The sequence below is a fragment of the Kitasatospora sp. NPDC114501 genome (genome assembly GCF_055633695.1).
Genome location: NZ_JBVKDS010000029.1, coordinates 7,920 through 34,188 on the forward strand (window position 1 = coordinate 7,920; position 26,269 = coordinate 34,188).

Annotated in this window: 5 protein-coding genes; all 5 read left to right on the plus strand. The window is 74.1% G+C overall.

Going from position 1 to position 26,269, the window contains the following annotated elements:
* The first annotated feature begins 4 nt into the window (after positions 1–4).
* Entirely contained in the window at positions 5–22,036 is a 22,032-nt protein-coding gene (locus ACZ7RU_RS35875; protein WP_470345215.1) for an amino acid adenylation domain-containing protein, read from the plus strand.
* 40 nt (positions 22,037–22,076) lie between these two features.
* A complete protein-coding gene (locus ACZ7RU_RS35880) occupies positions 22,077–23,036 on the plus strand; it encodes an ornithine carbamoyltransferase (protein WP_470345197.1) in 960 nt (319 codons plus the stop codon).
* Positions 23,033–24,277: an MFS transporter gene (locus ACZ7RU_RS35885; RefSeq protein WP_470345198.1), complete on the plus strand. Its 1,245-nt coding sequence runs from the start codon at positions 23,033–23,035 to the stop codon at positions 24,275–24,277. The genes ACZ7RU_RS35880 and ACZ7RU_RS35885 overlap by 4 nt, the downstream gene beginning before the upstream one ends.
* 86 nt (positions 24,278–24,363) lie before the next feature.
* Positions 24,364–25,308 carry a TauD/TfdA family dioxygenase gene (locus tag ACZ7RU_RS35890; protein WP_470345199.1) on the plus strand — a complete coding sequence of 315 codons (945 nt, stop codon included), beginning with the start codon at positions 24,364–24,366 and terminating at the stop codon, positions 25,306–25,308.
* A 12-nt stretch (positions 25,309–25,320) separates the two neighbouring features.
* Positions 25,321–26,265 carry a TauD/TfdA family dioxygenase gene (locus ACZ7RU_RS35895; protein ID WP_470345200.1) on the plus strand — a complete coding sequence of 315 codons (945 nt, stop codon included), beginning with the start codon at positions 25,321–25,323 and terminating at the stop codon, positions 26,263–26,265.
* Positions 26,266–26,269: the final 4 nt, after the last annotated feature.

Sequence of the window (26,269 nt, forward strand, 5' to 3'; positions counted from 1 at the left end):
CGACATGGTCGAGCCGGCGCCGGTGCGCGGTACCCAGCCCACCTCCCGCGAGGACCTGTTCCGCACGAGGCTGCGGGCCGCCGGGGCCGCGCGCCGCGAGGCATTCCCCCGGGCCGACCGGTCCCGCCCGCTGCGGCTGGGTGACGGTCAGCAGCAGATGTGGTTCCTCAACAGGCTGGATCCGGAGAGCAACGAGTACGTCGTGCCGCTGGCGCTGCGTCTGCGCGGCGCCCTGGACGAGGACGCGCTGGCCGCCGCCTGGCGATTCGTGTTCTCGCGCCACGAGATCCTGCGTTCCCGCTATGCGACGGTGGACGGCGAGCCGGCCCAGCTGGTGACCGACGAGGTACCGGCCGCGCCCGCCGTGACCGACCTGCGCGAGGCGCCCGCCGAGCGGCGCGAGGCCGAGGCGCGCGCGGCGCTCGACCGGGAGTTCGCGCGCCCCTTCGACCTCGCGGTCGAACTGCCGGTGCGCGGCTCGCTGATCCGGCTCGCCGACGACGAGGCGATCCTCGCCGTCGTCTTCCACCACATCGCCTGCGACGCCTGGTCCACCGGCGTCTTCGCCACCGAACTCGCCGCCGCCTACACGGCGGTGCTCGGCGGCACCGAGCCGCGACTGCCCGAGCTGACCGTCCAGTACGCCGACTACGCGGCCTGGCAGCGCTCGCGGGCGGGCAGTGCCGACGCGGAGCGCGACCTCGCCTACTGGCGCAGCCAGCTGGCCGGGGTCGAGCCGATCGACCTGCCCACCGACCGCCCCCGCCCCGCCCTGCGCGACCACGTCGGCGGGCAGGTTCAGTTCACCATTCCCGAGGACCTGGCGAACCGGGTCCGGCAGTACGCCCGCAACCACGGCACGACGCCGTTCGCGGTGCTGCTGACCACGTACCAGCTCCTGCTCTCGCGGTACACCGGCGTCCGGGACGTGGCCGTGGGCACCGTCGTGTCCGGCCGGGACGCCGCGCAGCTGCGCGGTCTGATCGGCTACTGCATCAACAGCCTCGTGCTGCGCGGCCGTTGGGCCGACGACCAGAGCTTCGACGAGCTGGTGCGCGGCAACGCCGCCACCGTGCTGGAGGCCTTCGACCACCAGCAGATCCCCTTCGCCCGCCTGGTCGACGAGCTGGAGCCGCAGCGTGACCTGTCGCGCACCCCGCTGTACCAGGTCGCCTTCACGATGCACGACGAGCGCGCCGAGGGCCTCGCCTTCGGCGACGTCGCCGCCTCCGCGTTGGAGGCCGGAGAGGGCGTCGCCAAGTGCGACCTGGCCCTCCAGGTCTCCGGCGTGCGGACCGGCGCGATGGGCGCCGGCTTCGTCTTCGCCGCCTCGCTCTTCGACGAGCAGACCGTCCAGCGCTTCGCCCGGCACTTCCTACGCCTGCTGGACCGTTGCACCACCGAGCCGTCGGCCGCCGTCCGCACCGCCGTCTTCCTGGACGAGACGGAGGCCGCGCTGACGGCGGACACCCGGCCGCTGCCGGCCGCCGCCGTGCCGACCGGCCTGCACCGGCTGTTCGAGGCCGCCGCGGCGAGGAACCCGGAGGCCGTCGCCCTGGTCGTCGGTGAGCAGGCCTTCGGCTACCAGGACGTGAACGAGCGGGCCAACCGGCTCGCCCACCGCCTGCGAGCCCTCGGCGCCGGGCCGGAGCGGTCCGTCGGCGTGCTGCTGGAGCGCGACGCGCAGCTGATCCCCGCCCTGCTCGGCGTGCTCAAGTCGGGTGCCGCCTACCTGCCGCTGGACCCGTCGCTGCCCGCCGACCGGCTGGAGTACGTGCTGAGCGACGCCCGGGCCGGGATCGTGGTGACGACCGCCGGGCTGGCCCCGCAGCTGCTGACCTACTTCGACGGCGTGGTGGTCGAGCTCGACGGCGCCGACGCCCCGGCGATCGCGGCCGAGCCGGCCGGGAACCCGCAGGCCGAGGTCCACCCGGACAACCTGGCCTACACGATCTACACCTCCGGCTCGACCGGCCGCCCCAAGGGCGTCCGGGTGAGCCACGCCAACGTGGCGCGGCTGTTGACGACCGCCCAGGAGCACTACGCGTTCGGCGAGTCGGACGTGTTCAGCATGACCCACTCGTACGCCTTCGACGTCTCAGTCTTCGAGATGTGGGCGGCCTACGCGCACGGCGCCCGGCTCGTCCTGGTCTCCGAGGAGGCCGTGCGCTCGCCCGAGGACCTGCTGCGCACCCTCGTCGCCACCGGTGTCACCGTGCTCTCCCAGACGCCGTCGGCCTTCCGCGGCCTGGTCGCCGCCGCCCGCGACGCGGACCCGCGGCTCGACGAGCTCGCGCTGCGCCTGGTGGTCTTCGCCGGCGAGAAGCTGGAGGTCCGCGAGCTGGCCCCGTGGGCCGAGCGGATGGGCCTGGACGGGCGCGTGGTGCTCGCCAACATGTACGGGATCACCGAGACCACCGTGCACAGCACCTACCACCGCGTGGACGCGGCCGACTTCGAGGCGGGCGCGCCCAACCGGATCGGTGAGCCGCTCTCGGACCTGCGTCTGCGGCTGCTCGACGCCGAGGGCCGGGCCGTCCCGGTGGGCGTGGTCGGGGAGATCTGTGTGGCGGGTGCGGGTGTGACCCGGGGGTACTCCTCGCCGCGGTTGACGGCGGAGCGGTTCGTGCCGGACCCGTTCGGGGCGGCGGGTTCGCGGATGTACCGCAGTGGTGACCTGGCGCGGCGTCGGGCCGACGGTGTGCTGGAGTTCGTGGGCCGTCGGGACCACCAGGTGAAGGTCCGGGGGTACCGGATCGAGCCGGGTGAGGTGGAGGTCGTGCTGGCGGCGGAGCCGTCGGTGGGCGAGGCCGTGGTGATCGCCCGGGACGACGACGGTGCGGGTGCCCGGCTGGTCGGCTACGTGGTGCCGGCGCCGGGGGCCGAGGCGCCGTCGGCGCAGGTGCTGGCCGAGTGGTGCGGGCGGACGCTGCCGGCGTACATGGTGCCGTCGGCGTTCGTGCTGCTGGACCGGGTGCCGCTGAACGTGAACGGCAAGCTGGACCGGGCCGCGCTGCCGGTGCCGGGCCGCGGTGACGTGCGCGGTGGCGGTGCGTTCGTGGCGCCGCGCTCGGCGGACGAGCGCGTGGTGGCCGCGGTGTGGCAGTCGGTGCTCGGGCTGGAGCGGGTGGGTGTCGAGGACGGGTTCTTCGACGTCGGCGGCGACTCGATCCGGGCGATCACGGTGGTCGGCGCGCTGCGTGCGGAGGGCTTCGACGTCGCCGTGCGCGACCTGTTCGAACACCGCACCGTCGCCGCGCTGACCGAGGCGGCCCGCGGCCGTGCCAAGGCGCTGCCGGAGGGGCCGGCCGTCGAGCCGTTCGCCCTGCTCGACGGTGTCGACCGGGAGGCCCTGCCGACCGGCGCGGTGGACGCCTACCCGCTGTCGCAGAACCAGCTCGGCATGCTCGTCGAGATGCTCGCCTCCAGCGGAGTGCAGGCCGGCGAGGGCATCGGGAACCTGTACCACAACACGACGACCTTCCCGATCACCGACGAGCGCGGATTCTCCGAGCCGGCGTTCCGTGCGGCGCTGGAGCTGCTCGCCCAGCGGCACGAGATCCTGCGGACCTCGCTGCACCTGACCGACTACCCGCAGCCGCTCCAGATCGTGCACGGCTCCGCGACCCTCGGCCTCGGCGTGCGCGACCTGCGCGGCCTGGGCGAGGACGAAATCGCCGCCGTGCTGGCGGAGTTCACCAAGGCAGACCGCGCCGCGCTGTTCGACCTCGCGGTGCCCGGGCTGCTCCGCTTCTTCGTCCACGTGACCGACGGCGGCTACCAGCTCTCCGTCACCGAGTGCCACGCGGTGCTGGAGGGCTGGAGCCACCACTCCCTGCTGATGGAGCTGCTGGCGCTCCACAGCGACCTGCGCGACGGCGTGGAGCCCGCGCCGTACGAGGCGCCCGGCCTGCGCTTCGCGGACTTCATCGCGGCCGAGCAGACCGTCCTGGCGAACGAGGAGAGCCGCGCGTACTGGAGGGACCTGGTCGGCCGGACGGCCGGCTTCGTCCTGCCCGAGGAATGGGGCGACCACGCCGCGGACGCCGGCGTCCCGGTGGCCGCGCGCACGCCGTGGGCGGACCTGGAGGACCGGCTGCGCACCCTGGCCGTCGCCTCCGACGCCTCGCTCAAGAGCGTCATGCTCGCCGCCTTCGGCAAGGTGATGAGCCAGCTCACCGAGGAGCCCGCCTTCCGGGTCGGCCTGGTCAGCGACGCCCGCTCCGAGCGGCTCGGCGCCGATCGGGTGGCCGGGATGTACCTGAACACGCTGCCCTTCGCGGTCGACCGCTCCGCCCGTACCTGGCGCGAGCTGGTGCGCCGGACCTTCCGGCAGGAGGCGGCGTTCTGGCCGCACCGCGGCTACCCGCTGCCCGCCATCGTGCGGGACTCCGGCCAGGGCTCCCGGCTGTTCGAGGTCTTCTTCAACTACCAGGACTTCCACCAGGTCGACGGCGAACTGGTCGGCTTCGGCGGCAACGACGAGAGCCCGACCGAGTTCCCGCTCACCGTCTCCTCCCGCGCCGGGCACGTCTTCCTGACCGCCAACCCGCGGATGGTCGGCCGTGCCGCCGCCGAGCGGATCGCCGTGATGTTCCGCCTGGTCCTCGAAGCGATGGCGGCGGACCCGGACGGCGACGCCCAGGCCGCCTACCTCCCCGGGGCCGAGCGCACCCTGGTGCTCGGCGACTGGTCGGCCACCCCCGCCGCGGCCACCGCCGAGCAGGCGCTCGTGGCCTTCGAGCGCCGCGCCGCGCAGTCGCCCACGGCGACCGCCGTCACCGGACGCGGTGTCCTCGGCGAGATCGTCGAGGAGCTGAGCTTCGCCGAGCTGGACGCCCGGGCCAACCGGCTCGCCCACCGCCTGCGGGCGCAGGGCGCCGGCCCCGAATCGGTCGTCGCGGTCTGGCTGCCGCGCTCCACCGACCTGGTGGTCGCGCTGCTCGCCGCCTGGAAGGCGGGTGCCGCCTACCTGCCGCTGGACGTCACGGCCCCTGAGGGCAGGGTCGCCCACCTGCTGGCCGACGCCAAGGCCGTCGCGCTGGTCACCGACGCGGCCGGCGCGCGGCGCCTGGACGGCCGGGCGGTCTGCCCGACCGTCGCCCTCGGCGAAGGCGAGGACTCCTCGGCGCAGTGGTCGGCCACCGCCCCCGAGCGGGTGGACGCCGCGGACCGGCTTGCCTACGTGATCTACACCTCCGGCTCCACCGGCATGCCCAAGGGCGTGCAGATCGGCCACCGGGCACTGGCGGGCTACCTCGACTGGGCCGTCACCGACTACATCGACGCGGAGGGCGGCACCGCGCTGTTCTCCTCCGTCGCCTTCGACCTCGTGGTGCCGACGCTCTGGGCCGCGCTCGCGGCCGGACGCCCGGTCCACGTGTTCCCGGAGGAACTGGACCTGGCCGACCTGGGCCGCGCGCTGCGGGCCGCGGCGCCGTTCGCCTTCCTCAAGCTGACGCCCGGACACCTCGAACTGCTGTCGCAGCAGTTCGAGGACGCCCGCGGCCTCACCCGCACCCTCGTGGTCGGCGGCGAGAGCCTGTCCGCCCGCGTCGCGGAGGCCTGGTGCGGGCTGCTCGGCGGCGGCCGCGTCGTCAACGAGTACGGCCCGACCGAGGCGACCGTCGGCAACAGCGTGTACGCCGTGACCGGCGCGCTCGCCCAGGACCCGGCCCCGATCGGCCGACCGATCCCCGGCACCTCGATGTACGTCCTCGACGAGCACCTCCAGCCGGTGCCCGTCGGCGTGGTCGGCGAGCTGTGCATCGGCGGCGGCCACCTCGCCCGCGGCTACGCCGGCCGGCCCGGCCAGACGGCCGAGCGCTTCGTGCCGGACCCGTGGGGCGAGCCCGGTGCCCGCCTGTACCGCACCGGCGACCTGGTCCGGTGGCTGCCGAACGGCGATGCCGACTTCCTCGGCCGCCGGGACGAGCAGGTGAAGATCCGCGGCTACCGCGTCGAACTCGGCGAGATCGAGGCGGTGCTCGCGGCGGTGCCCGGGGTCTCCCAGGCCCGGGTCACCCCGGTGTCCGGCGCGGCCGGCCGGCTGCTCACCGCCTACTACGTGAGCGAGTCCGGCGAGGCCCTCGACACCGCCGTGCTGAACGCGAGCGCGGCCGCCTTCCTGCCCGCCTACATGGTCCCGGACGCCTTCGTCGCGGTGGCCGCGATCCCGCTGACCGCCAACGGCAAGCTGGACCGCGCCGCGCTGCCCGCCCCCGAGGCGGCCGCGCAGGCCCGGCGCGCGCCGGGCGACCCGCTGGAGGAGCGGGTCGCCGCGGTCTGGTCGCAGGTGCTCGGCATCGACGAGGTCGACGTCGAGACCAGCTTCTTCGACCACGGCGGCGACTCCATCCGCGCCGTCTCCCTGGTGGGCTCGCTGCGCTCCTCCGGCCTCGACATCGGGGTGCGCGACATCTTCGAGGCGCGCACCGTCGCCGGGCTCGCCGAGCTGCTGCGCCGCCGCGACACGGTCGAGGCGACCGCGATCGCCGTCGCGCCGTTCGCGCTGATCGGCGCCGAGGACCGGGCCGCGCTGCCGGCCGGGGCCGTGGACGCCTACCCGCTGTCGCAGAACCAGCTCGGCATGCTGGTCGAGACGCTGGCCTCCGAGACCGGCAACTCCTACCACGACGTGGCCTCGTTCCTCATCGCGGACTCCGTCGCGTTCGACCTGGCGGCCTTCCGCCGGACCGTGGACCTCGTGGCGGCCCGCCACGACATCCTGCGGACCTCGTTCGACCTGCACACCTACTCGGTACCGATGCAGGTCGTCCACGCCGGGACGGACATCGAGGTCGGGTACGCAGACCTGTCCGGCCGCTCCGAGCAGGAGCGGCGGGCCGACCTGGAGCGCTTCGTCGCCGCCGAGCAGACCCGGGCCTTCGACCTCCACGCCGGCAAGCCGATGCTGCGGATCTTCGTCCACACCGAGGAGGAGGGCGCCTGGCGCTGCACCTTCACCAAGAGCCACGCGCTGCTCGACGGCTGGAGCTACCACCTCCTGCTGACCGAGCTCGTCGAGTGCTACCGGCAGGTCCTGGCCGGGCGGACCCCCGCGGCACCCGAGGAGGGGACGGCGCGCTACGCCGACTCCATCGCGGCCGAGCTGGCGGCGCTCGCCTCCGCGGACTCCCGTGCGTACTGGCAGGAGATCGTCGACAACCGGGCCCGGCTCACCTTCCCGGAGACCTGGCGGGGCGACACCACCGCGCCGCGCGCCAAGGTCCGCGCCGGCCTGCGCTTCACCGACCTCGAACCGGGGCTGCGCGCCCTGGCCCGCGAGGCGGGCGTCTCGCTCAAGAGCGTGCTGCTGGCCGCCCACCTGAAGGTGATGAGCCAGCTCACCCACGAGACCTCGTTCCAGACCGGTGTGGTCTGCCACACCCGCCCGGAGACGGCCGGCGCCGACCGGGTGCTGGGCATGCTGCTCAACACCGTGCCGTTCGGCCACGACCGCTCCGCACGCACCTGGCGCGAGCTGGTCGCCGCGGTGTTCGAAGGCGAGTCCCGGATGTGGGAGCACCGGCACTTCCCGATGCCCGCCATCCAGACCGAGCTGGCCGAGGGCGGCCGCGTCCTCGAAGCCTTCTTCAGCTACCTGGACTTCTCCGGCGCGGACCTCGAGGACACCACCGACGAGAGCACCGGGATCAACACCAGTGCCACCGAGTTCGCGCTCGGCGTCACCACCCTCGACAACATCCTGACGCTGCGCACCGACTCGCACACCATGACGCAGGAGCGGGCCGACCACCTGGCCGCGATGTACCGCGCGGTGCTGGAGTCGATGGCGGCCAGCCCCGACGGCGACGCCCGGGCGGTCTGCCTGCCGGCCGACGCGGCGAGCGTCGAGGAGTGGGGCGAGAGCGCCGACTTCGGCCGCGAGAGCGTGCCCGAGCTGATCGCGGCGCAGGCCGCGCGCACCCCCGACGCGGTGGCCGTCATCGCGGGCGAGCGGACGCTCTCCTACGCGCAGCTGCTCGCCTCGGCCGACGCGGTCGCCGGGCGGCTGCGGGCCGCCGCGGTCGCGCCCGGCTCGCTGGTCGGCGTGGTCGTGGACCACGGCCTCGACCTGCTGCCCACCTTGCTGGGCATCTGGCGGGCGGGCGCGGCGTACCTGCCGCTGGACCCGTCCTACCCGGCCAAGCGCTGGGGCGCGGTGCTGACCGACGCCGGCGCTGGGGCCGCCGTCACCCAGCGGCACCACGCCGAGCAGCTGGGCGCCGCCTTCCCGGGCCCGCTGGTGCTCGCGGACGCGCCGGCCCCGTCCGGCGCGGACCGTCCGGCCGCGGTCCACCTGCCGGACCCGCAGGACCTCGCCTACGTCATCTACACCTCGGGCTCGACCGGTCGGCCGAAGGGCGTCGAGGTCACCCACGAGGGCCTGGCCAACCACCTCGGCTGGGCGGCCCGCGACCTCTGCGGGGCCGGCCGGGGCGGATCGGCGCTGTTCTCCTCGGTCGCCTTCGACCTGGTGGTGCCCAACCTGTGGGCGCCACTGTTGACCGGCGACCCGGTGCGGATGCTGCCCGCCGGCCTGGACCTCTCGGACCTCGGCCGCGAGCTGCTGGCCGGTGCCCCGTACTCCTTCCTCAAGCTGACCCCCGGTCACCTGGAGATCCTGTCCGGGCAGATCACCGCGGAGCAGGCCCGCGACCTGGCCGGCGTCGTCGTGGTGGCCGGCGAGGCCCTGCCCGGCGCGCTGGCCGGCCAGTGGGCCGAGTGGCTCGGCGACGGCCGCCTGGTCAACGAGTACGGCCCGACCGAGGCCTCCGTCGGCACCTGTGTCAACCCGCTGTCGCTCCCGGTGCCGGCCGGCGTGGTGCCGATCGGCAAGTCCCTGCCCAACATGGGCATGTACGTCCTCGACGACAACCTCCAGCCGGTGCCCGACGGCGTGGCCGGCGAGCTGTTCGTGGTCGGCACCGGTGTCGCCCGCGGCTACCGGCAGCGGCCCGGGCTGACCGCCGAGCGGTTCCTGCCCGACCCCTTCCGGGCCGACGGCTCGCGGATGTACCGCACCGGCGACCTGGCCTGCCGGGACGCCGACGGGAACGTCAGGTTCCTCGGTCGCCTGGACGACCAGGTGAAGATCCGCGGTCACCGGATCGAGCTGGGCGAGGTGGCCGCCGCGCTGCGCGCCCACCCCGGGGTCCGGGACGCGGCGGCGGTCGCCGCCGCCTCGCCGGCCGGGGACCTGCGCCTGGTGGCGTACGTGGTCGGCGAGGCCGGCGCGGCCGAGCTGGCTGCCCACTGCGCCGAGACCCTGCCCGAGTACATGGTCCCGGCGGTGTTCGTCCCGATGGACGCGCTGCCGCTGACCGCCAACGGCAAGCTGGACCGCAAGGCCCTGCCCGACGCCCAGGAGGCGGCGGAGCGCGCCCACACCGCCCCGCGCACCCCGCTGGAGCAGCGGGTCGCCGCGGTCTGGTCGGCTGTCCTCGGAGTGCCGAGGGTCGGCGTCGAGGACCGGTTCTTCGAGATCGGCGGCGACTCGATCAAGGCGATCGCGCTGATCAGCGCCCTGCGCGCGGAGGGCCTGGACGCCCAGGTCCGCGACCTCTTCGAGCACGGCACCGTCGCCGGCAGCAGCCGGGCGCTCGCCGAGCGCACTGCCCCGACCGGAGCCCTCACCCCGGTCGCCCCGTTCGCGCTGGTCTCCGCCGAGGACCGCGCCAAGGTGCCCGCCGACGTGGTGGACGCCTACCCGCTCTCCCGGATCCAGACCGGCATGCTGGTCGAGATGCTGGCGAGCGCGGACGGCTCGACCTACCACAGCGTCGGCTCGCAGCGCGTTCCGGACCGGGAGCCCTTCGACGCGCACGCGTTCCGCGCGGCGCTCGCCGTGCTGGTCGCCCGGCACGAGATGCTGCGCACCTCCATGCACCTGACCGGCTTCTCCGAGCCGATGCAGCTGGTGCACGCGGGCGCCGAGGTCCCGCTGACCGTGCACGAGCGGCGCGAGGAGCTCGAAGGCCTGCTGGAGCGCGAGCGGGTCACGCCGTTCGACCTCTCCGCCGCCCCGCTGCTGCGGGTCGCGGTGGTCCTCGACGGCGAGGACGGCTGGTGGCTGACGCTGGTCCAGCCGCACGCCACCCACGAGGGCTGGGCCCGCCACGCCCTGGTCACCGAGCTGCTGGCCGCCTACCGCAAGCTGCGCGCCGGCGGTGCCGAGACCGCGGCCGAGCCGGCCGGGGAGCCGACCGGTGCGCGGTACGCCGACTTCATCGCCGCCGAACTGCGGTCCCTGGACTCCGAGGAGGACCGCACCCACTGGGAGCGGGTGATCGCCGAGCGTTCACCGGTCAGCCTGCCCGCGGTCTGGGCGCACACCCGCGGGCCGCGCGAGGCCTACGACCAGCGGATCGACTTCCCCGATCTGGCCGAGGCGCTCCAGGCGGTCGCAGCCCGGGCCCGCACCTCCGTCAAGAGCGTGCTGCTCGCCGCGCACGCCAAGGTCATGTCCCAGCTGGCCAACGAGCCCGGCCGCTACTTCGGCCTGGTCGCCGACGCCCGCCCGGAGCTGACCGGCGCCGAGCGCGTGTACGGCATGCACCTCAACACGGTGCCGTTCGCACTGGACGCCCTGCCGGACACCTGGCTGCGGCTGGTCCGTACGGCCTTCGACCGGGAGGCCGCGGCCTGGACGCACCGGCACTACCCGATGCCGGCCATCGCCCGGCTGCGCCCGGACGCCGGCGGCGAGGCGCTGTTCGAGGTGGTCTTCAACTACTTCGACTTCGCGAAGCAGGAGCAGGCGGTCGGTGACGGGCCGCGGATCGGCGACTCGCAGAACGACTTCGCCCTCACCGTCAACTGCTCGCCGGCGCACATATCGCTCAGCACGAACACCCACGTGATGAGCCGGGAGGCGGCCGCCCGCCTGGCCGCGACGTACCGCGCGGTGCTGGCCGCGATCGCGGCCGACGCCGACGGCTCGCCGCAGGGCGCCCTGCTGCCCGAGGAGGACCGCCGCAACCTGCTGGAGCTGTGGACGGACACCGCCCGCCAGCCCGTCGACCTCGACGCCGTGGCGGCGTTCACCCGCTTCGCCGCCGAACGCCCGGAGGCGCTCGCCGCCCGCGACGGCCGGCAGCAGCTGAGCTACGCCGAGCTGGACGCGCGCGCCAACCGGCTCGCGCACCACCTCGTCTCGCTGGGGACGGGGCCGGAGAGCGTCGTCGGCCTGCTCGCCGAGCGCTCGGTCGAGCAGCTCGTCGCGGTGCTCGCGGTGCTCAAGACGGGCGGCGCCTACCTCCCGGTGGACCCGCACCTGCCCGACGAGCGCAAGGCCTACCTGCTCGACGACTCGGGCGTCCGGCTGCTGATCGCCGACCGCGCCGACGACCCGGCGGGCCGCGACGGCCGGCGGATCATCGGGCTCGACCGCGCCGAGGAGTGGGCCGACCGGCCCGTGACCGCCCCGACCCCGCAGGCCACGCTCGACAACCTGGCCTACGTGATCTACACCTCCGGTTCCACCGGCCGCCCCAAGGGCGTGATGGTGCACCACCGCGGCATGGGCAACCACCTGCTCGCCAAGGTCGAGGACCTGGAGCTGACGGGCGGCGACGTCGTCGCGCAGAACGCCCCGCTCAGCTTCGACGTCTCGGTCTGGCAGATGCTCGTCGCCTTCGTGGTCGGCGGGTCGGTGAGCATCATCGGCTCCGAGGCCGCGGCCGACCCGGTGGCCCTGTTCGACCGGGCCGTCGGCGACGGCGTCACCGTGCTCGAAGTGGTGCCCTCGGTGCTGCGCGCCGCGCTCGATGTCTGGGACGCCGGCACTCCGGCTCCGGAACTGCCCGCGCTGCGCCGCCTGGTGGTCACCGGCGAGGCCCTCCCGCCCGAGCTGTGCGTGCGCTGGTTCTCCCGGTACCCGCACGTGCCCGTGGTCAACGCCTACGGCCCGACGGAGTGCTCCGACGACATCACCCACGCGATCCTGAACGAGGCCGGAGAGGCCGAGGGGATCCGGGTGCCGATCGGCCGGGCCGTGCGCAACACGACCCTGTACGTGCTCGACGAGGCCGGCGAGCTCGTCCCGGTCGGCGTGCCGGGCGAGCTCTACGCGGGCGGCGTCGGCGTGAGCCGCGGCTACATCGGTCGCCCCGGGCTGACCGCCGAGCGATTCGTCCCCGACCCGTGGGGCGAGCCGGGCGCCCGGCTCTACCGCACCGGCGACCTGGTCTGCCGGCTCGCCGACGGGCAGCTGGAGTTCCTCGACCGGGTCGACGACCAGGTCAAGGTGAACGGGCAGCGCGTCGAGCTGGGCGAGATCGAGGCCTCGCTGGCCGCGCACCCGGCCGTCGGCGCCGCCGTGGTCCTGCTGCGCGGCACCGGCGCCGAGAGCGAGCGCAAGCGGCTGGTGGCCTACCTGGTCCCGGCGGCCGAGCGGGCCCCCGTGCCGACCGAGCTGCGCGCCTGGCTCACCGACCGGTTGCCGCTGCACATGGTCCCCGCGGCCTTCGTGGCGATGGAGTCGCTCCCGCTGACCCCGAACGGCAAGATCGACCGGCGCGCCCTGCCCGAGCCCGGCGGGGAGCACTTCGCGGGCGTGGCCTCGGTCTCGCCGCGCAACGCCGTCGAGCGCCGCCTGTGCGGCATCTGGAGCGAGGCGCTGCACGTTCCGGAGGTCGGGATCGAGGACAACTTCTTCGACCTCGGCGGCGACTCGCTGATCGCCGTCGCGCTGGTCGGCCGGATCCGCGCCGAGGGCCTGGACGCCACCGTCCGCGACGTCTTCGAGTTCCGTACGGTCGCCCGGCTCGCCGAGGCGCTGGCCCTGCGGCCGAGGCTGGGGGAGGACGCCACGGCCACCGTCGCGCCGTTCACGCTCCTCACGGAGCAGGACCGGGCGGCGCTGCCCGAGGACGCGGTCGACGCCTACCCGCTGACGCAGAACCAGATCGGCATGCTCGTCGAGATGCTCGCCGACAGCGACCGGAACGTCTACCACATCGTCAACAGCTTCCGGATCAAGGACGGGGACCCCTTCGCGGCCGAAACCCTGCGCGAGGCGGCGGACCTGCTCTCCGCCCGCCACGAGGTCCTGCGGACCTCGATCCAGCTGACCGGCTACACGGTGCCGATGCAGGTCGTGCACGCGGAGTCGACCATCCCGGTCGGCAGCGCGGACCTGCGCGGGCTCGACCAGGAGGCGGCGGTCGCCGAACTCCAGGCGTACGTCAAGGGCCAGCGGGCCCGGCCGTTCGACCTCTCCACCGCGCCGCTGCTGCGGATCCACGCCCACGTGGAGAGCGACGAGGCGTGGTGGCTCACCTTCACCCAGTGCCACGCCGTCACCGAGGGCTGGAGCTACCACCTCGTCCTGATGGAGCTCCTGGAGACCTACCGCGCGCTGCGGGCCGGCCGGACCCCCGAGCCGGCCGAGCTGCCCGCCGTCCGCTTCGCCGACACCGTGGCCGGGGAACTGGCCGCGATCGCCGACGAGGAGCAGCAGGACTACTGGCGCGGGATCGTCTCCGAGTACAGCCCGCTCAGTCTGACCGGGCTCGGGGCGAACCCCGAGGCCGAGCCGACGCCGGTCTACGGCCAGGTCCCGTTCGAGGACCTCGAAACCGCCCTGCGAGCGTTCGCGTCCAGGGCCGAGGTCTCGCTCAAGTCGGTCCTGCACGCCGCGCACCTGAAGGTGATGAGCCAGCTCACCGACGCCTTCGGATTCCACTCCGGGCTGGTCTGCGACACCCGCGTCGAGGTGCTCGGCGCCGAGCGGGTGCCCGGCATGTACCTCAACACGGTCCCGTTCCCGATGGACCGGGGCGCCCGCACCTGGCGGGAGCTCGTGCAGCGGGTCTACGCCCGCGAGGTCGAGCTCTGGCCGCACCGCCGGTACCCGATGCCGCTGATCCAGCGCGCAGGGGGCGGCGGCCGGCTGGTGCACGTCTACTTCAACTACCTCGACTTTCACCTGGTCGACGACGAGGTCGTGGACACCGGGCGGCGGATCAGCAACGCCCCGGTCGAGACCGGTATCGGTCTGACCGTCCACAACCGTGGAAGCCGTCTGCACCTCAGCAGCCACTCGGCCGTGATCAGTCCGGCTGGCATGGAAAGGATCAGCGTCATGTACCGCGAGGTCTTGGAAGGTATGGCGAACGACGAGGACGGGGATGCCTCGGCGATCTACCTGCCCGCCGAGGAGCGCGCCCGGCTGCTGTCCGAGGACGGTTCCGGCGCCGGCGCGGACTCCGCCGGCGGCACGTTGACGCGACTGTTCGCCGACCAGCGGGACGCGCTGCCGGACGAGCCGGCGGTCACCGCGCAGGGCGGCACGCTCAGCTACCGCGAGCTCGACGAGCGCGCCAACCGGCTGGCCCACCGCCTGGTCGAGCTGGGCGCGAAGCCGGAGCAGCTGATCGGCCTCTGCCTGGAGCGCGATGAGCACCTCGTCCCCGGCCTGCTGGGCATCCTCAAGTCGGGTGCCGCCTACCTGCCGCTCGACCCGGCGGCCCCGGCCGGACGACTGGGCCACATCGCCGCCGACGCGCGGGCCGGACTGGTCGTCACCGTCCGCTCGCTGGAGCCGCTGGTCCGTGAGTTCTTCGACGGCCCGCTCGTCGTCCTCGACGACGACGCCGAGGCCGCGCTGCTCGCCGGCCTGCCGGCGACGGCCCCCGAGGTGGCGATCGAGACCGACCACCTCGCGTACGCCATCTACACCTCGGGCTCGACCGGTCTGCCCAAGGGCGTCCAGGTGACGCACCGCAACGTGGTCCGGCTCGTCAGCACCGCCCAGGAGCACTACGCGTTCGACGAGTCGGACGTGTTCAGCATGACCCACTCCTACGCCTTCGACGTCTCCGTCTTCGAGCTGTGGGCCGCGCTGGGCAACGGCGGCCGCGTCGTGGTGGTCTCCGCCGAGACCACCCGCTCGCCGGAGGACCTGCTCGACCTGCTGGTCGAGGAGGAGGTCACGGTGCTCTCCCAGACGCCGAGCGCCTTCCGCGCGCTGGTGGCGGCCGCCCGCGACGGCGACCCGCGGATCAAGGCGCTGGCCCTGCGCGCGGTGGTCTTCGCCGGCGAGCGGCTGGAGATCCCGGCGCTCGCGCCCTGGATCGAGCGCCGCAGCCTGAGCCGCACCGCTCTGGTGAACATGTACGGGATCACCGAGACCACCGTGCACAGCACCTACCACCGACTGACCCGCAAGGACTTCGCCGCCGACGCCGGCAACGCGATCGGCCGGCCGCTCAGCGACCTGCGCCTGCACCTGGTGGACGAGGCGGGGAACCTCGTTCCGGTCGGTGTGGTCGGGGAGATCTGTGTGGCGGGTGCGGGTGTGACCCGGGGGTACTCCTCGCCGCGGCTGACGGCGGAGCGGTTCGTGCCGGACCCGTTCGGGGCGGCGGGTTCGCGGATGTACCGCAGTGGTGACCTGGCGCGGCGTCGGGCCGACGGTGTGCTGGAGTTCGTGGGCCGTCGGGATCACCAGGTGAAGGTCCGGGGTTACCGGATCGAGCCGGGTGAGGTGGAGGTCGTGCTGGCGGCGGAGCCGTCGGTGGGCGAGGCCGTGGTGATCGCCCGGGACGACGACGGTTCGGGTGCCCGGCTGGTCGGCTACGTGGTGCCGGCGCCGGGGGCCGGGGCGCCGTCGGCGCAGGTGCTGGCCGAGTGGTGCGGGCGGACGCTGCCGGCGTACATGGTGCCGTCGGCGTTCGTGCTGCTGGACCGGGTGCCGCTGAACGTGAACGGCAAGCTGGACCGGGCCGCGCTGCCGGTGCCGGGCCGCGACGACGTCCGTGGCGGCGCCGAGTACGTGGCGCCGCGCTCGGCGGACGAGCACGTGGTGGCCGCCGTCTGGCAGTCGGTGCTCGGGCTGGAGCGGGTGGGTGTCGAGGACGGGTTCTTCGACATCGGCGGCGACTCGATCCGGGCGATCTCCGTGGTCGGCGCGCTGCGGGGGGAGGGCTTCGACGTCGCCGTGCGCGACCTGTTCGAGCACCGCACCGTCGCCGCGCTGGCGGCCTTCGCCCGGGCCGGCTCGCCCCGCGAGGACGCCGGACACCCCGACGCCGGCGAGATCGTGGACTTCGGCATCGCCTCGGTGCCGGAGGCGATCGAGTTGCAGGCCGCCCGCACGCCCGACGCGGTGGCCGTGGTGGCCGGCGAGCGGAAGCTCACCTACGCCGAGCTGATCGCCCGCGCCGACGTCGTGGCGGCCGGACTGCGCGCCGCCGGCGCCCGCACCGGCTCGGTGGTAGGCGTGGTGATGGACCGTGACGCCGACCTGCTGCCGGTGCTGCTCGGCATCTGGCGCGCCAGGGCGGCCTACCTGCCGCTCGACCCCGGCTACCCGGCCGCGCGCTGCGGCTTCGCGCTGACGGACGCCCAGGCCGTCGCCGTGGTGGCGCACGGCGGCTACGCCGAGGGCCTGGCGGGCGTCTTCGACGGACCGGTGCTCCGGGCCGAGGAGCTGCTGGCCGCCTCCGCGCCGGCCACCGCCGTCGAGCCGGCCGCGCTGGACCCGCGGGACCTCGCCTACGTCATCTACACCTCGGGCTCCACCGGCACGCCCAAGGGCGTGCAGGTCACCCACCTGGGCCTGGCCAACCACCTCGGCTGGGCCGCCCGCGACCTGTGCGGCGCCGGCCAGGGCGGCTCGGCCGTCTTCTCCTCGGTGGCCTTCGACCTGGTCGTCCCGAACCTCTGGGCGCCGCTGCTGGTCGGCCAGAAGGTCCGGCTGCTGCCCCAGGACCTGGAGCTCACCGACCTCGGCCCGGCCCTGCTGGCCGGCGCGCCCTACTCCTTCCTCAAGCTGACCCCCGGTCACCTGGAGATCGTCACCCAGCAGATCACCGGTGCCCAGGCCGACCGGCTGGCCGGCCGGGTCGTGGTGGCCGGCGAGGCGCTGCCCGGCACCCTGGCCGCCCAGTGGGTGGCCTGGCTCGGCGACGACCGGGTGATCAACGAGTACGGCCCGACCGAAGTGACCGTCGGCACCAGCGTCAACCCGCTCTCCGGCCGGCCCGGCCCGGGCGTGGTGCCGATCGGCCGCGCCCTGCCCAACCTGGCCGTGTACATCCTGGACGAGTTCCTCGACCCGGTGCCGGCCGGCGACACCGGCGAGCTGTTCGTGGCCGGCACCGGCGTGGCCCGCGGCTACGGCGGCCGGCCCGGTCTGACCGCCGACCGCTTCCTGCCCGACCCGTTCGGCGTCCCCGGTGCCCGGATGTACCGCACCGGCGACCTGGCCCGGCTGGACGCCGACGGCGACGTCGAGTTCCTCGGCCGGCTGGACGACCAGGTGAAGATCCGCGGCTACCGGATCGAGTTGGGCGAGGTCACCTCCGCGGTGCGCTCGCACCCCGCGGTGACCGAGGCCGTGGTGATCGCGGCCGGCGGCGAGGGCGGCGACCGGCGCCTGGTGGCGTACGTCGTCGTCACCGGCGGCGAGCTGCCGGCCGACCTGGCCGAGCACTGCGCCGGCGCGCTGCCGGAGTACATGGTGCCGACCGCGTTCGTGCCGCTGGACGCGCTCCCGCTGACCGCCAACGGCAAGGTCGACCGCCGGGCCCTGCCGGACGCGGCCGACGCGACCGGCCACGCCTACACCGCCCCGCGCACCGACCTGGAGGCACGCGTCGCCGAGGTCTGGGCCGAGGTGCTCGACCTGCCCCGGGTCGGTGTCCACGACGACTTCTTCGACATCGGCGGTGACTCCGTGCGTGCCGTGGCCGTCGCCGGCCGGCTGCGCGCCGAGGGCCTGAACACCAGCACCCGCGACGTGTTCGCGCAGCACACCGTCGCCCGACTGTGCGTGGCGCTCGCCGACCGGACCGAGATCCGCGAGGAGAACACCAGGGTCGAGCCCTTCGCCCTGATCGGCGAGGAGGACCGGGCGCTGCTGCCGGAGGGCCTGGCCGACGCCTACCCGCTGACGCAGAACCAGATCGGCATGCTCGTCGAGATGCTCTCCAGCGAGGGCAAGCAGCACTACCACATCGTCAAGACCATCGGTCTGACCGACGAGGAGCCCTTCGACGAGGACGCGCTGCGCGCCTCGCTGGCCGAGCTCATCGCCCGGCACGAGATCCTGCGCACCTCGTTCGACCTCGAGACCTACTCGGTGCCGATGCAGCTGGTGCACGAGAGCGCCGAGCCGCGGCTGATCGTGCACGACTCCACCCACCTGAGCGAGGAGGAGGAGCCGGCCTTCCTGGCCGCGTTCCTCGACGGCGAGGCGAACTCGCCGGTGGACTACCACGAGGCGCCGCAGCAGCGGCTGATCGTGCAGAAGCTCTCCGGCGGCCGCTGGCAGCTGAGCTTCTCGCAGTCGCACGTGATCCTCGACGGCTGGAGCTTCTTCCAGCTCCGGGTCGAGCTGCTCGGGCTCTACCGGGCGATGCGCGACGGCGGTGAGGTCGGGCCGCGCCGGGACATCGGGATGCGCTTCGCCGACCAGGTGGCGGCCGAGCTGCGCGCCCTGGCCTCCGACGACGACCGCAAGTACTGGGCCGAGGTGGTCGGCGGGAACCCCAAGTTCGAGCTGCCCGCGGCCTGGGGCGACCCGGACGCCGGCCCGGACGACGTCTTCCGCCGCTCCATCGAGTTCGGTGAGCTGCTGCCCGGCCTGCGCGCGCTGGCCTTCCAGTCGGGCGCCTCGGTGAAGACCGTGCTGCTCGCCGCGCACCTGAAGGTGCTCAGCCAGGTCACCGCCGAGCGCACCTTCTTCAGCGGCCTGATGTCGCACGTGCGGGCCGAGGTGTCGGGCGCCGACCAGGTCGCCGGCATGAGCCTGAACCCGCTGCCGTTCGCCTTCGACCGCACCGCCCGCACCTGGCGCGAGCTGGTCGTCCAGGTCTTCGAGAACGAGACCCGGACCTGGGAGCACAGGCACTACCCGATGCCGGCGATCCAGAACGAGGCGGCCGACACCGCGCGCCTGATGGACGTCCACTTCAGCTTCATCGACTTCGACCAGCAGGAGGACGGCCCGGTCGACCGGCGTCTGGACTTCTGCTTCAGCTCCAACGAGTTCCCGATGACGGTCGCGGTCAAGGCCGGCCGGCTGACCTTCAACACCAACGCCCGGGCGATGTCCGTCAAGGCCGCCGAGCTGATGGTGGAGACGTACCGGACGGTCCTGCGGGCGATGGCCGAGGACCCGGACGGCGACGCCCGCGCCGTCCACCTGCCGGACGGCGAGGAGGCCCGGCTGCTCGGCTTCGCCTCCGGCGCGGTCCGGCCCGCCGAGCCGCCGCTCACGCTCGCCGCGTTCGACGCCCAGGCCGCCCGGACGCCGCAGCGGCCGGCCGTGCGCTGCGGCGACGACACGGCGACCTTCGCCGAGTTGTCCGACCGGGCCGACCGGATCGCCGCCGCGCTGGCGCCGGTGGCCGGCACCGACCGGGTGGTCGCGGTCGCCCTGGACCGCGGGCCCGACCTGCTCGCCGCGTTCCTCGGGACCTGGCGCGCCGGCGGCGGCTACCTGCCGCTCGACCCGGCCTACCCGGCCGAGCGGCTGAGCCGGACCCTCGCCGACGCGGGCGTCGTGGCCGTGGTGACCGAGGAGAAGTACGCCGCGACCTTCGCGGAGCTCTCCGGCGTCCCGCTGGTCGTGGTCGACCGCGAGCTGCCCGAGCCGGCCGTTCCGCGCCGGGCCGCGGCCACCGACCCGGACTCGCTCGCCTACGTGATCTACACCTCGGGTTCCACCGGTGTGCCCAAGGGCGTGCAGATCACCCACCGCTCGCTGGCGGGCTACCTGGCCGGCGTCACCGAGCTCACCGCCGACGCCGAGGGACCGGCGCCGCTGTTCTCCTCGGTGGCCTTCGACCTCGTGGTGCCCCAGCTGTACGTGCCGCTGCTGCGCGGCCGGGCGGTGCACATGCTGCCGAACGACCTCGGCCTCGACGAGCTCGGCGACTGGCTGGCGGCGAGCGGTCCGTACTCCTTCCTCAAGCTGACGCCCTCGCACCTGGGGATCCTCGCCGATCAGCTGACCGGGCAGCAGGCCGCCGGCCTGGCGGCGATCGTGCTGGTCGGCGGCGAGGCGTTCCCGACCGCGCTGGCCCAGCGGTGGGCGGAGCTCTCGGGCGGCGCGCGGATCTTCAACGAGTACGGCCCGACCGAGGTCACCGTCGCCAACAGCTCCGCCGAGTACGACCCCGCACGCGGCGGCGAGACCGTGCCGATCGGCCGGCCGCACGCCGGGACCACCATGTTCGTGCTCGACGAGGAGCTGCGCCGGCTCCCGGCCGGCGTGGTCGGCGAGGTGTTCGTCGGCGGCGAGGGCGTGGCCCGCGGCTACCTGAAGCGGCCGGGCCTGACCGCCGGGTCCTTCCTGCCCGACCCGTTCGGTGCGCCGGGCGCCCGGCTCTACCGGACCGGCGACCGGGCCAGGCTGCTGGACGGCGGCGAGGTCGAACTCCTCGGCCGCACCGACGGGCAGATCAAGCTGCGCGGGCACCGGATCGAACTCGGCGAGATCGAGACCGCGCTGGCCGCCCACGAGTCGGTGGCCACGGCCGTGGTGCTCGCGGTCGCCCAGGAGGGCAACGAGGGCCTGCGGCTGGTCGGCCACGTCGCCCCGCGGGTCGGCGAGAGCCCGGACGGCGCGCGGCTGCGCGAGTGGCTCGGCGAGCGACTGCCGGAGTACATGGTGCCCGCCACCGTGCACGTGACGGAGGAGCTGCCGCTCACCGCCAACGGCAAGGTCGACCGGGAGGCGCTGGCGCAGGCCGGCCAGGCCACCGAGGAGCAGCCCTACGTGGCGCCGGAGACCGCGACCGAGCGCGAACTGGCCCGGATCTGGGCCCAGGCGCTCGGCCACGAGCGGGTCGGCATCGACCACACCTTCACCGACCTCGGCGGCCACTCGATGATCGTCATCCAGGTGGTCGCGGCCTCCCGCCGGGCGGGCCTCCCGCTCGGCCTGGCGATGCTCTACCAGAACGACACCGTCCGGAAGCTGTCCGCCGCCATCGACGCCGAACTCGCCGCCAGGTCGGCGCAGTCGGCCCCCGCGGCGCCGGCCCCGCAGGCCGCGCCCGCCGCGGTCGACCGGGCCGCCGTCGAGCGGGCGCTGGCCGAGGGCAAGGTGCCCGGCGCCGTGGTCGCCGTGATCGAGGGCGGGGAACTGGTCGCGCTGGAGGCCTTCGGCTCCACCCGTGGCGAGGGCGGCCGGCCGGTCGGACCGGACACCGTCTTCCCGGTGGGCTCGGTCAGCAAGCACATCACCGCCTTCGCCGCGCTGCGGCTGGTCGACGAGGGCGTCCTCGCCCTGGACACCGACGTCAACGAGTACCTGACGCACTGGCGGATCCCCGGCGACGGCAGCGACGCGCCGATCACCGTCCGGCAGCTGCTGGCCCACCTGTCCGGGCTGCGGGTCATGGCCGGTGCGGGTTACCCGCGCGGCGGTGTCGTGCCGGGGCTGCGCGAGCTGCTCGCCGGTGAGGTCCAGGGCCGCCCGGGCGTCCGGCGCGAGCTGCCGCCCGGCGCCGAGTTCCGCAAGGCCAACGTGCACTTCTCGGTGCTCCAGCAGGCGATGTCGGACGTCACCGGCGAGCCGTTCGCCGAGCTGGTGGACCGGCTGGTGTTCACGCCGCTGGGCATGACGGACTCCTCCTTCCGGCCGGAGTTCCCCGAGGGCCGGACGGCCGCCCACGGACACGACGCGCAGGGCGCGCCGGTCGAGGGCGGCTGGGAGCAGCGCGCGGACGCCGCGGCCGCGGGCCTGTGGACCACGGCGGCCGACCTGGCCGCGTTCGCCCTGGAGATCCGCCGCTCCGGACTCGGCCGGCCGCGCGCGCTGCTGCGCCCGCAGACCGTCGCCGAGCTGCTCACCGAGCAGTCGCCGGGCAGCTTCTACGGGCTCGGCACGGTGCTGGACACCGAGGGCGAGACGGTCTGGTACGGCCACGCGGGCGAACTGACCGGGTACCGGGCGATGACCATGGCGGAGCTGCGCTCCGGCCGGGGCTACGTCGTCCTGGCGGCCGGCGCCGGCGGCGACCGGCTGGTCCGGATGTTCACCTCGGCGGCCACCGGCCGCCCCGAGACCCGCTGACCCCGGGCCACCGCCACCGACGAGCTGGTAAAGGAACCGCATGACCAGGCATTTGATATCCCTTGAGGACCTCGCCGACGACGACCTGTACGCCATGGTCGCCCGCGCCGCCGACCACGGCGCGGGCCGCCTGGCCGGCGTCCGGCCGCTGGACGGGGCGGTGGTCGGGATCTACTTCCGCAAGACCTCGACCCGCACCCGCACCGCCTTCTCGGCCGGCGCGCTGCGCCTCGGCGCGGGGATCGTCGCCTTCGGCCCGGACGACCTCCAGACCAACACCGGGGAGACCAGCGAGGACACCGGGGCGGTGTTCGCCCGGATGCTCGACACACTGGTCGCGCGCACCGCCGGTGAACCGGAGGAGCTGCGCGGCTGGGCCGGGAAGGGCGGCATGTCGGTGGTGAACGCGATGACCGCCGACGAGCACCCCACCCAGGCGATCGCCGACCTGGCGGCGCTGCAGGGCCGGTTCGGCCGGATCAGCGGCCTGCGGATCCTCTACCTCGGCGAGGGCAACAACACCGCGGCCGCGCTCGCGCTGGCCCTGGCGCGGTACCCGGACACCCACCTGGAACTGCGCACGCCGGCGGGGTACGGGCTGCCCGCCCGGATCCTCGAACTCGCCGCGGCACGGGCCGAGAAGACCGGCGCCCGGATCGTCGAGCGCCACGACACGCAAGCGCTCCCCCCGGGCTTCGACGTCATCTACACCACCCGCTGGCAGACCACCGGCACGGTCAAGCCCGACCCGGACTGGCGGCGCGGCTTCGAGCCCTTCCGGGTCACCCGCGAGCTCTGGCGCACCAGCCCGGACGCGGCGTTCATGCACGACCTGCCGGCCCACCGCGGCGAGGAGGTCAGCGCCGAGGTGCTCGACGGCCCGCGCAGCATCGCCTTCGACCAGGCGGCCTGCAAGATGTACGGAGCGATGGCGGTGCTCGAATGGTGCCGCCACGGCGCGGTCGTCCCGTCCGGCGCGACCCCGGCGGGGCGGCCGTGACCAAGACGGATGTGACCGAGTCGGGCGAGGCCATCGAACCGCTCTCGAAGAACCGCGACTTCACCCTGCTGTGGCTCGGCGCCGGGGTCTCCGTGCTCGGCAGCCGGGTCAGCTCCACGGCCTTCCCGCTGCTGATCCTCTGGCAGGGCGGGTCGATCGCCTCGGCGGGTCTGGTGGCCTTCGCGGCGCAGCTGCCGAACCTGGTCGTGCAGCTGCCGGCCGGCGCCCTGGTGGACCGCTGGGACCGCCGGCGGGTGATGCTCGCCTGCGACCTCGGCGCGGGTCTGGCCATGGCCGGGGTGGTGACCGCGCTGCTGCTCGGCCACCTGTGGATCCCGTTGCTCATGCTGGCGGCCTTCGTCGAGGGCAGCGCGATGATCTTCTACCGACTCGCCGAGCGCGCCGCGGTGCGCAACGTCGTGCGCCCCGAGCACCTGTCCACCGCGCTCTCCCGCAACGAGGCGCGCGGCCAGGCCTCGGGCCTGCTCGGCAGCCCGCTCGGCTCCGGCCTGTTCACGCTGCTGCCGTGGCTGCCGTTCCTGGTCTCGCTGGCCGGCCGCGCGCTGGCCTGCTTCAGCCTGCTGGCCATCCGGACCGAGTTCCAGCAGGCCAGGAAGCCGACCGGCGAACGAGACCTGCGGGCCGAGATCGGCGCGGGCATGGTCTGGCTGTGGAACCAGCGCTTCCTGCGGGCGGCGATCTCCCTGGTGGCCGGCAGCAACCTGGTCTTCCAGGCGACCAACCTCGCCGTGGTCCTGATCATCAAGCAGAACGACGGCTCGCCGCTGGAGCTCGGCGTGGTCAGCGTGGTCGGCGGGCTCGGCGGCGTGCTCGGCGCGATGACCGGCGGCTGGTTCCTGTCCCGGCTGCCGGCCTCCCGGATCGTGATCGGCGCCATGCTGTCGTGGACGGCCCTGGTCCCGATGATCCTGCTGAGCCCCAACCCGGTGGTCCTCGGCGCGCTGTCGGCCGGGATCGCCGCCGTCGGCGCCACCACCAACCTGGCCGCCGGGGTCTACCTGACCAAGGTCTGCCCGGACGAGATGCAGGGCCGGGCGATCAGCGTGGCGAGCCTGCTCTCCTCCGGCACCAACTCGCTGGGCGCGGTGGCGGCCGGCTTCGCGCTGGCCCACGCCGGGCTCGACACCACGATCGGCGTGGCCACCGGCGCCATGGCGCTGCTCGCCCTGATCGCCGCGGTGAGCCCGGCGGTCCGCTCCGGCCGGGAGCCACTCAAGTAAGGGCCTCCGGACACGATGCAGAGGGCCTATAGGCGGTGGGCGGAGCGTGGAGTCGGTGCCCGCCGGCACATGTTGAAGGGACGGACGTGAATCACAACTGGAAGCCCCGGGAGCTCAACCCGGACGAGACCGGCACCGCCGCGAACGCGGCGGCGCTGGTCGAGTACCTGCGCGGGATCGACCTGGCCGCGCTGCTGACCGCCGAGAAGGCGCTGGTGATGCGCGGGTTCGGGGTCGCGCCCGGTGAGCTCGACGACGTACTCGACGCGCTGCTGCCCGACCGCCTCGCCTACGTGCACGGCAACTCGCCGCGCACGAAGGTCGGCCGCAACGTCTACACCTCGACCGAGTACCCGGCCGCGCTGGCCATCTCGATGCACAACGAGATGTCGTACGCCTCGCGCTGGCCGACCCGGCTGGCCTTCTACTGCGAGACCGCGCCCGGCTCCGGCGGCGCGACCCCGGTGATCGACGGCGAGCTCTGGCTGGAGTCGGTCGGCCCGGAGATCCGCGAGGCCTTCGCCGCCGGTGTGCGCTACCAGCAGAACCTGCACGGCGGCTACGGCCTGGGCAAGAGCTGGCAGCAGACCTTCGAGACCGAGGACCGCGGCGAGGTCGAGGCGTTCCTGGCCGACTCCGAGGCCGGCTGGGAGTGGCGCTCGGACGGCGGCCTGCACGTGGAGCAGCTGCGCCCGGCCTTCGTCAAGCACCCGGTGACCGGCGCGGAGGTCTGGTTCAACCAGGCCGACCAGTGGCACCCGGCGGGCCTCGGCGACGAGACCGCGCGGGCGCTCACCCAGATCATGCCGCCCGAGGACCTGCCGCAGTCCGCGACCTTCGCCGATGGCAGCCCGATCCCGGACGAGTACGTCACCCGGATCCGCGACCTGGGCCTGGAGAAGGCGGTCGACGTGGACTGGCAGGTCGGGGACCTGCTGCTGATCGACAACGTCCTGGTCGGGCACGGCCGGCGGCCCTTCGACGGTCCGCGCCGCGTGCTGGTGGCCATGTCCGGAACCGACGAGGCGTGAGGAAGCCGCACCATGACTGACAACACCCTGGCATACGTCATCGAGGCCGGGACGGACGGCCGCGCCCCCCGGGAGGCGTTCGAGGCCGAGCGCCCCCTGATCCGCCGAAAGCTGCTGGAGCACGGCGCGGTGCTGCTGCGCGGCTTCCCGATCGACGGGGTCGCGGGCTTCCAGGAGGCCGTGCGGACCCTCTCCGGGGACCCGCTGGTCTACAGCGAGCGCTCGTCCCCGCGGCACTCGATCCTCGGGAACGTCTACACCTCGACGGACTACCCGCCGAACGAGGAGATCTTCCTGCACAACGAGAACTCCTACCAGGCCTCCTGGCCGCGGCTGCTCTGGTTCTACTGCGAGACCGCGCCGGAGACCCAGGGCGCCACGCCGCTGGCCGACATCCGGGCCGTGTACAAGGCGATCGACCCGAGCGTGCGCGAGGAGTTCGCCCGCAAGGGCTGGATGGTCGTGCGCAACTTCCACGAGGGCTTCGGCGTGCCGTGGCGCTCGGTGTTCAACACCGACGACCGCGCCGTGGTCGAGGCCCACGCCGAGCGCAGCGGCCTGGAGGTGGAGTGGCGCGGCGCGGACGGGCTGCGCACCAAGGCCGTGCGCAAGGCGGTCCACCGCCACCCCGACACGGGCGAGGAGGTCTGGTTCAACCACGCGACCTTCTTCCACTACACGACGCTCGCGCCGGAGGTCCAGGACGGCCTGCTCGCGCTGTTCGACGAGGAGGACATGCCGAGCAACACCTACTTCGGTGACGGCACCCCGATCCCGGCCGAGGTCACCGCGCACCTGCGCGACTGCTACCGCGCCGCGTCCACCCGCTTCGACTGGCAGCAGCGCGACATCCTGATCGTCGAGAACATGCTGGCGGCGCACGCGCGGGAGCCGTTCACCGGCCCGCGCAAGATCGCGGTGGCGATGACCGAGGCCCACGTGCCCGGCTCCGACTGAGGGG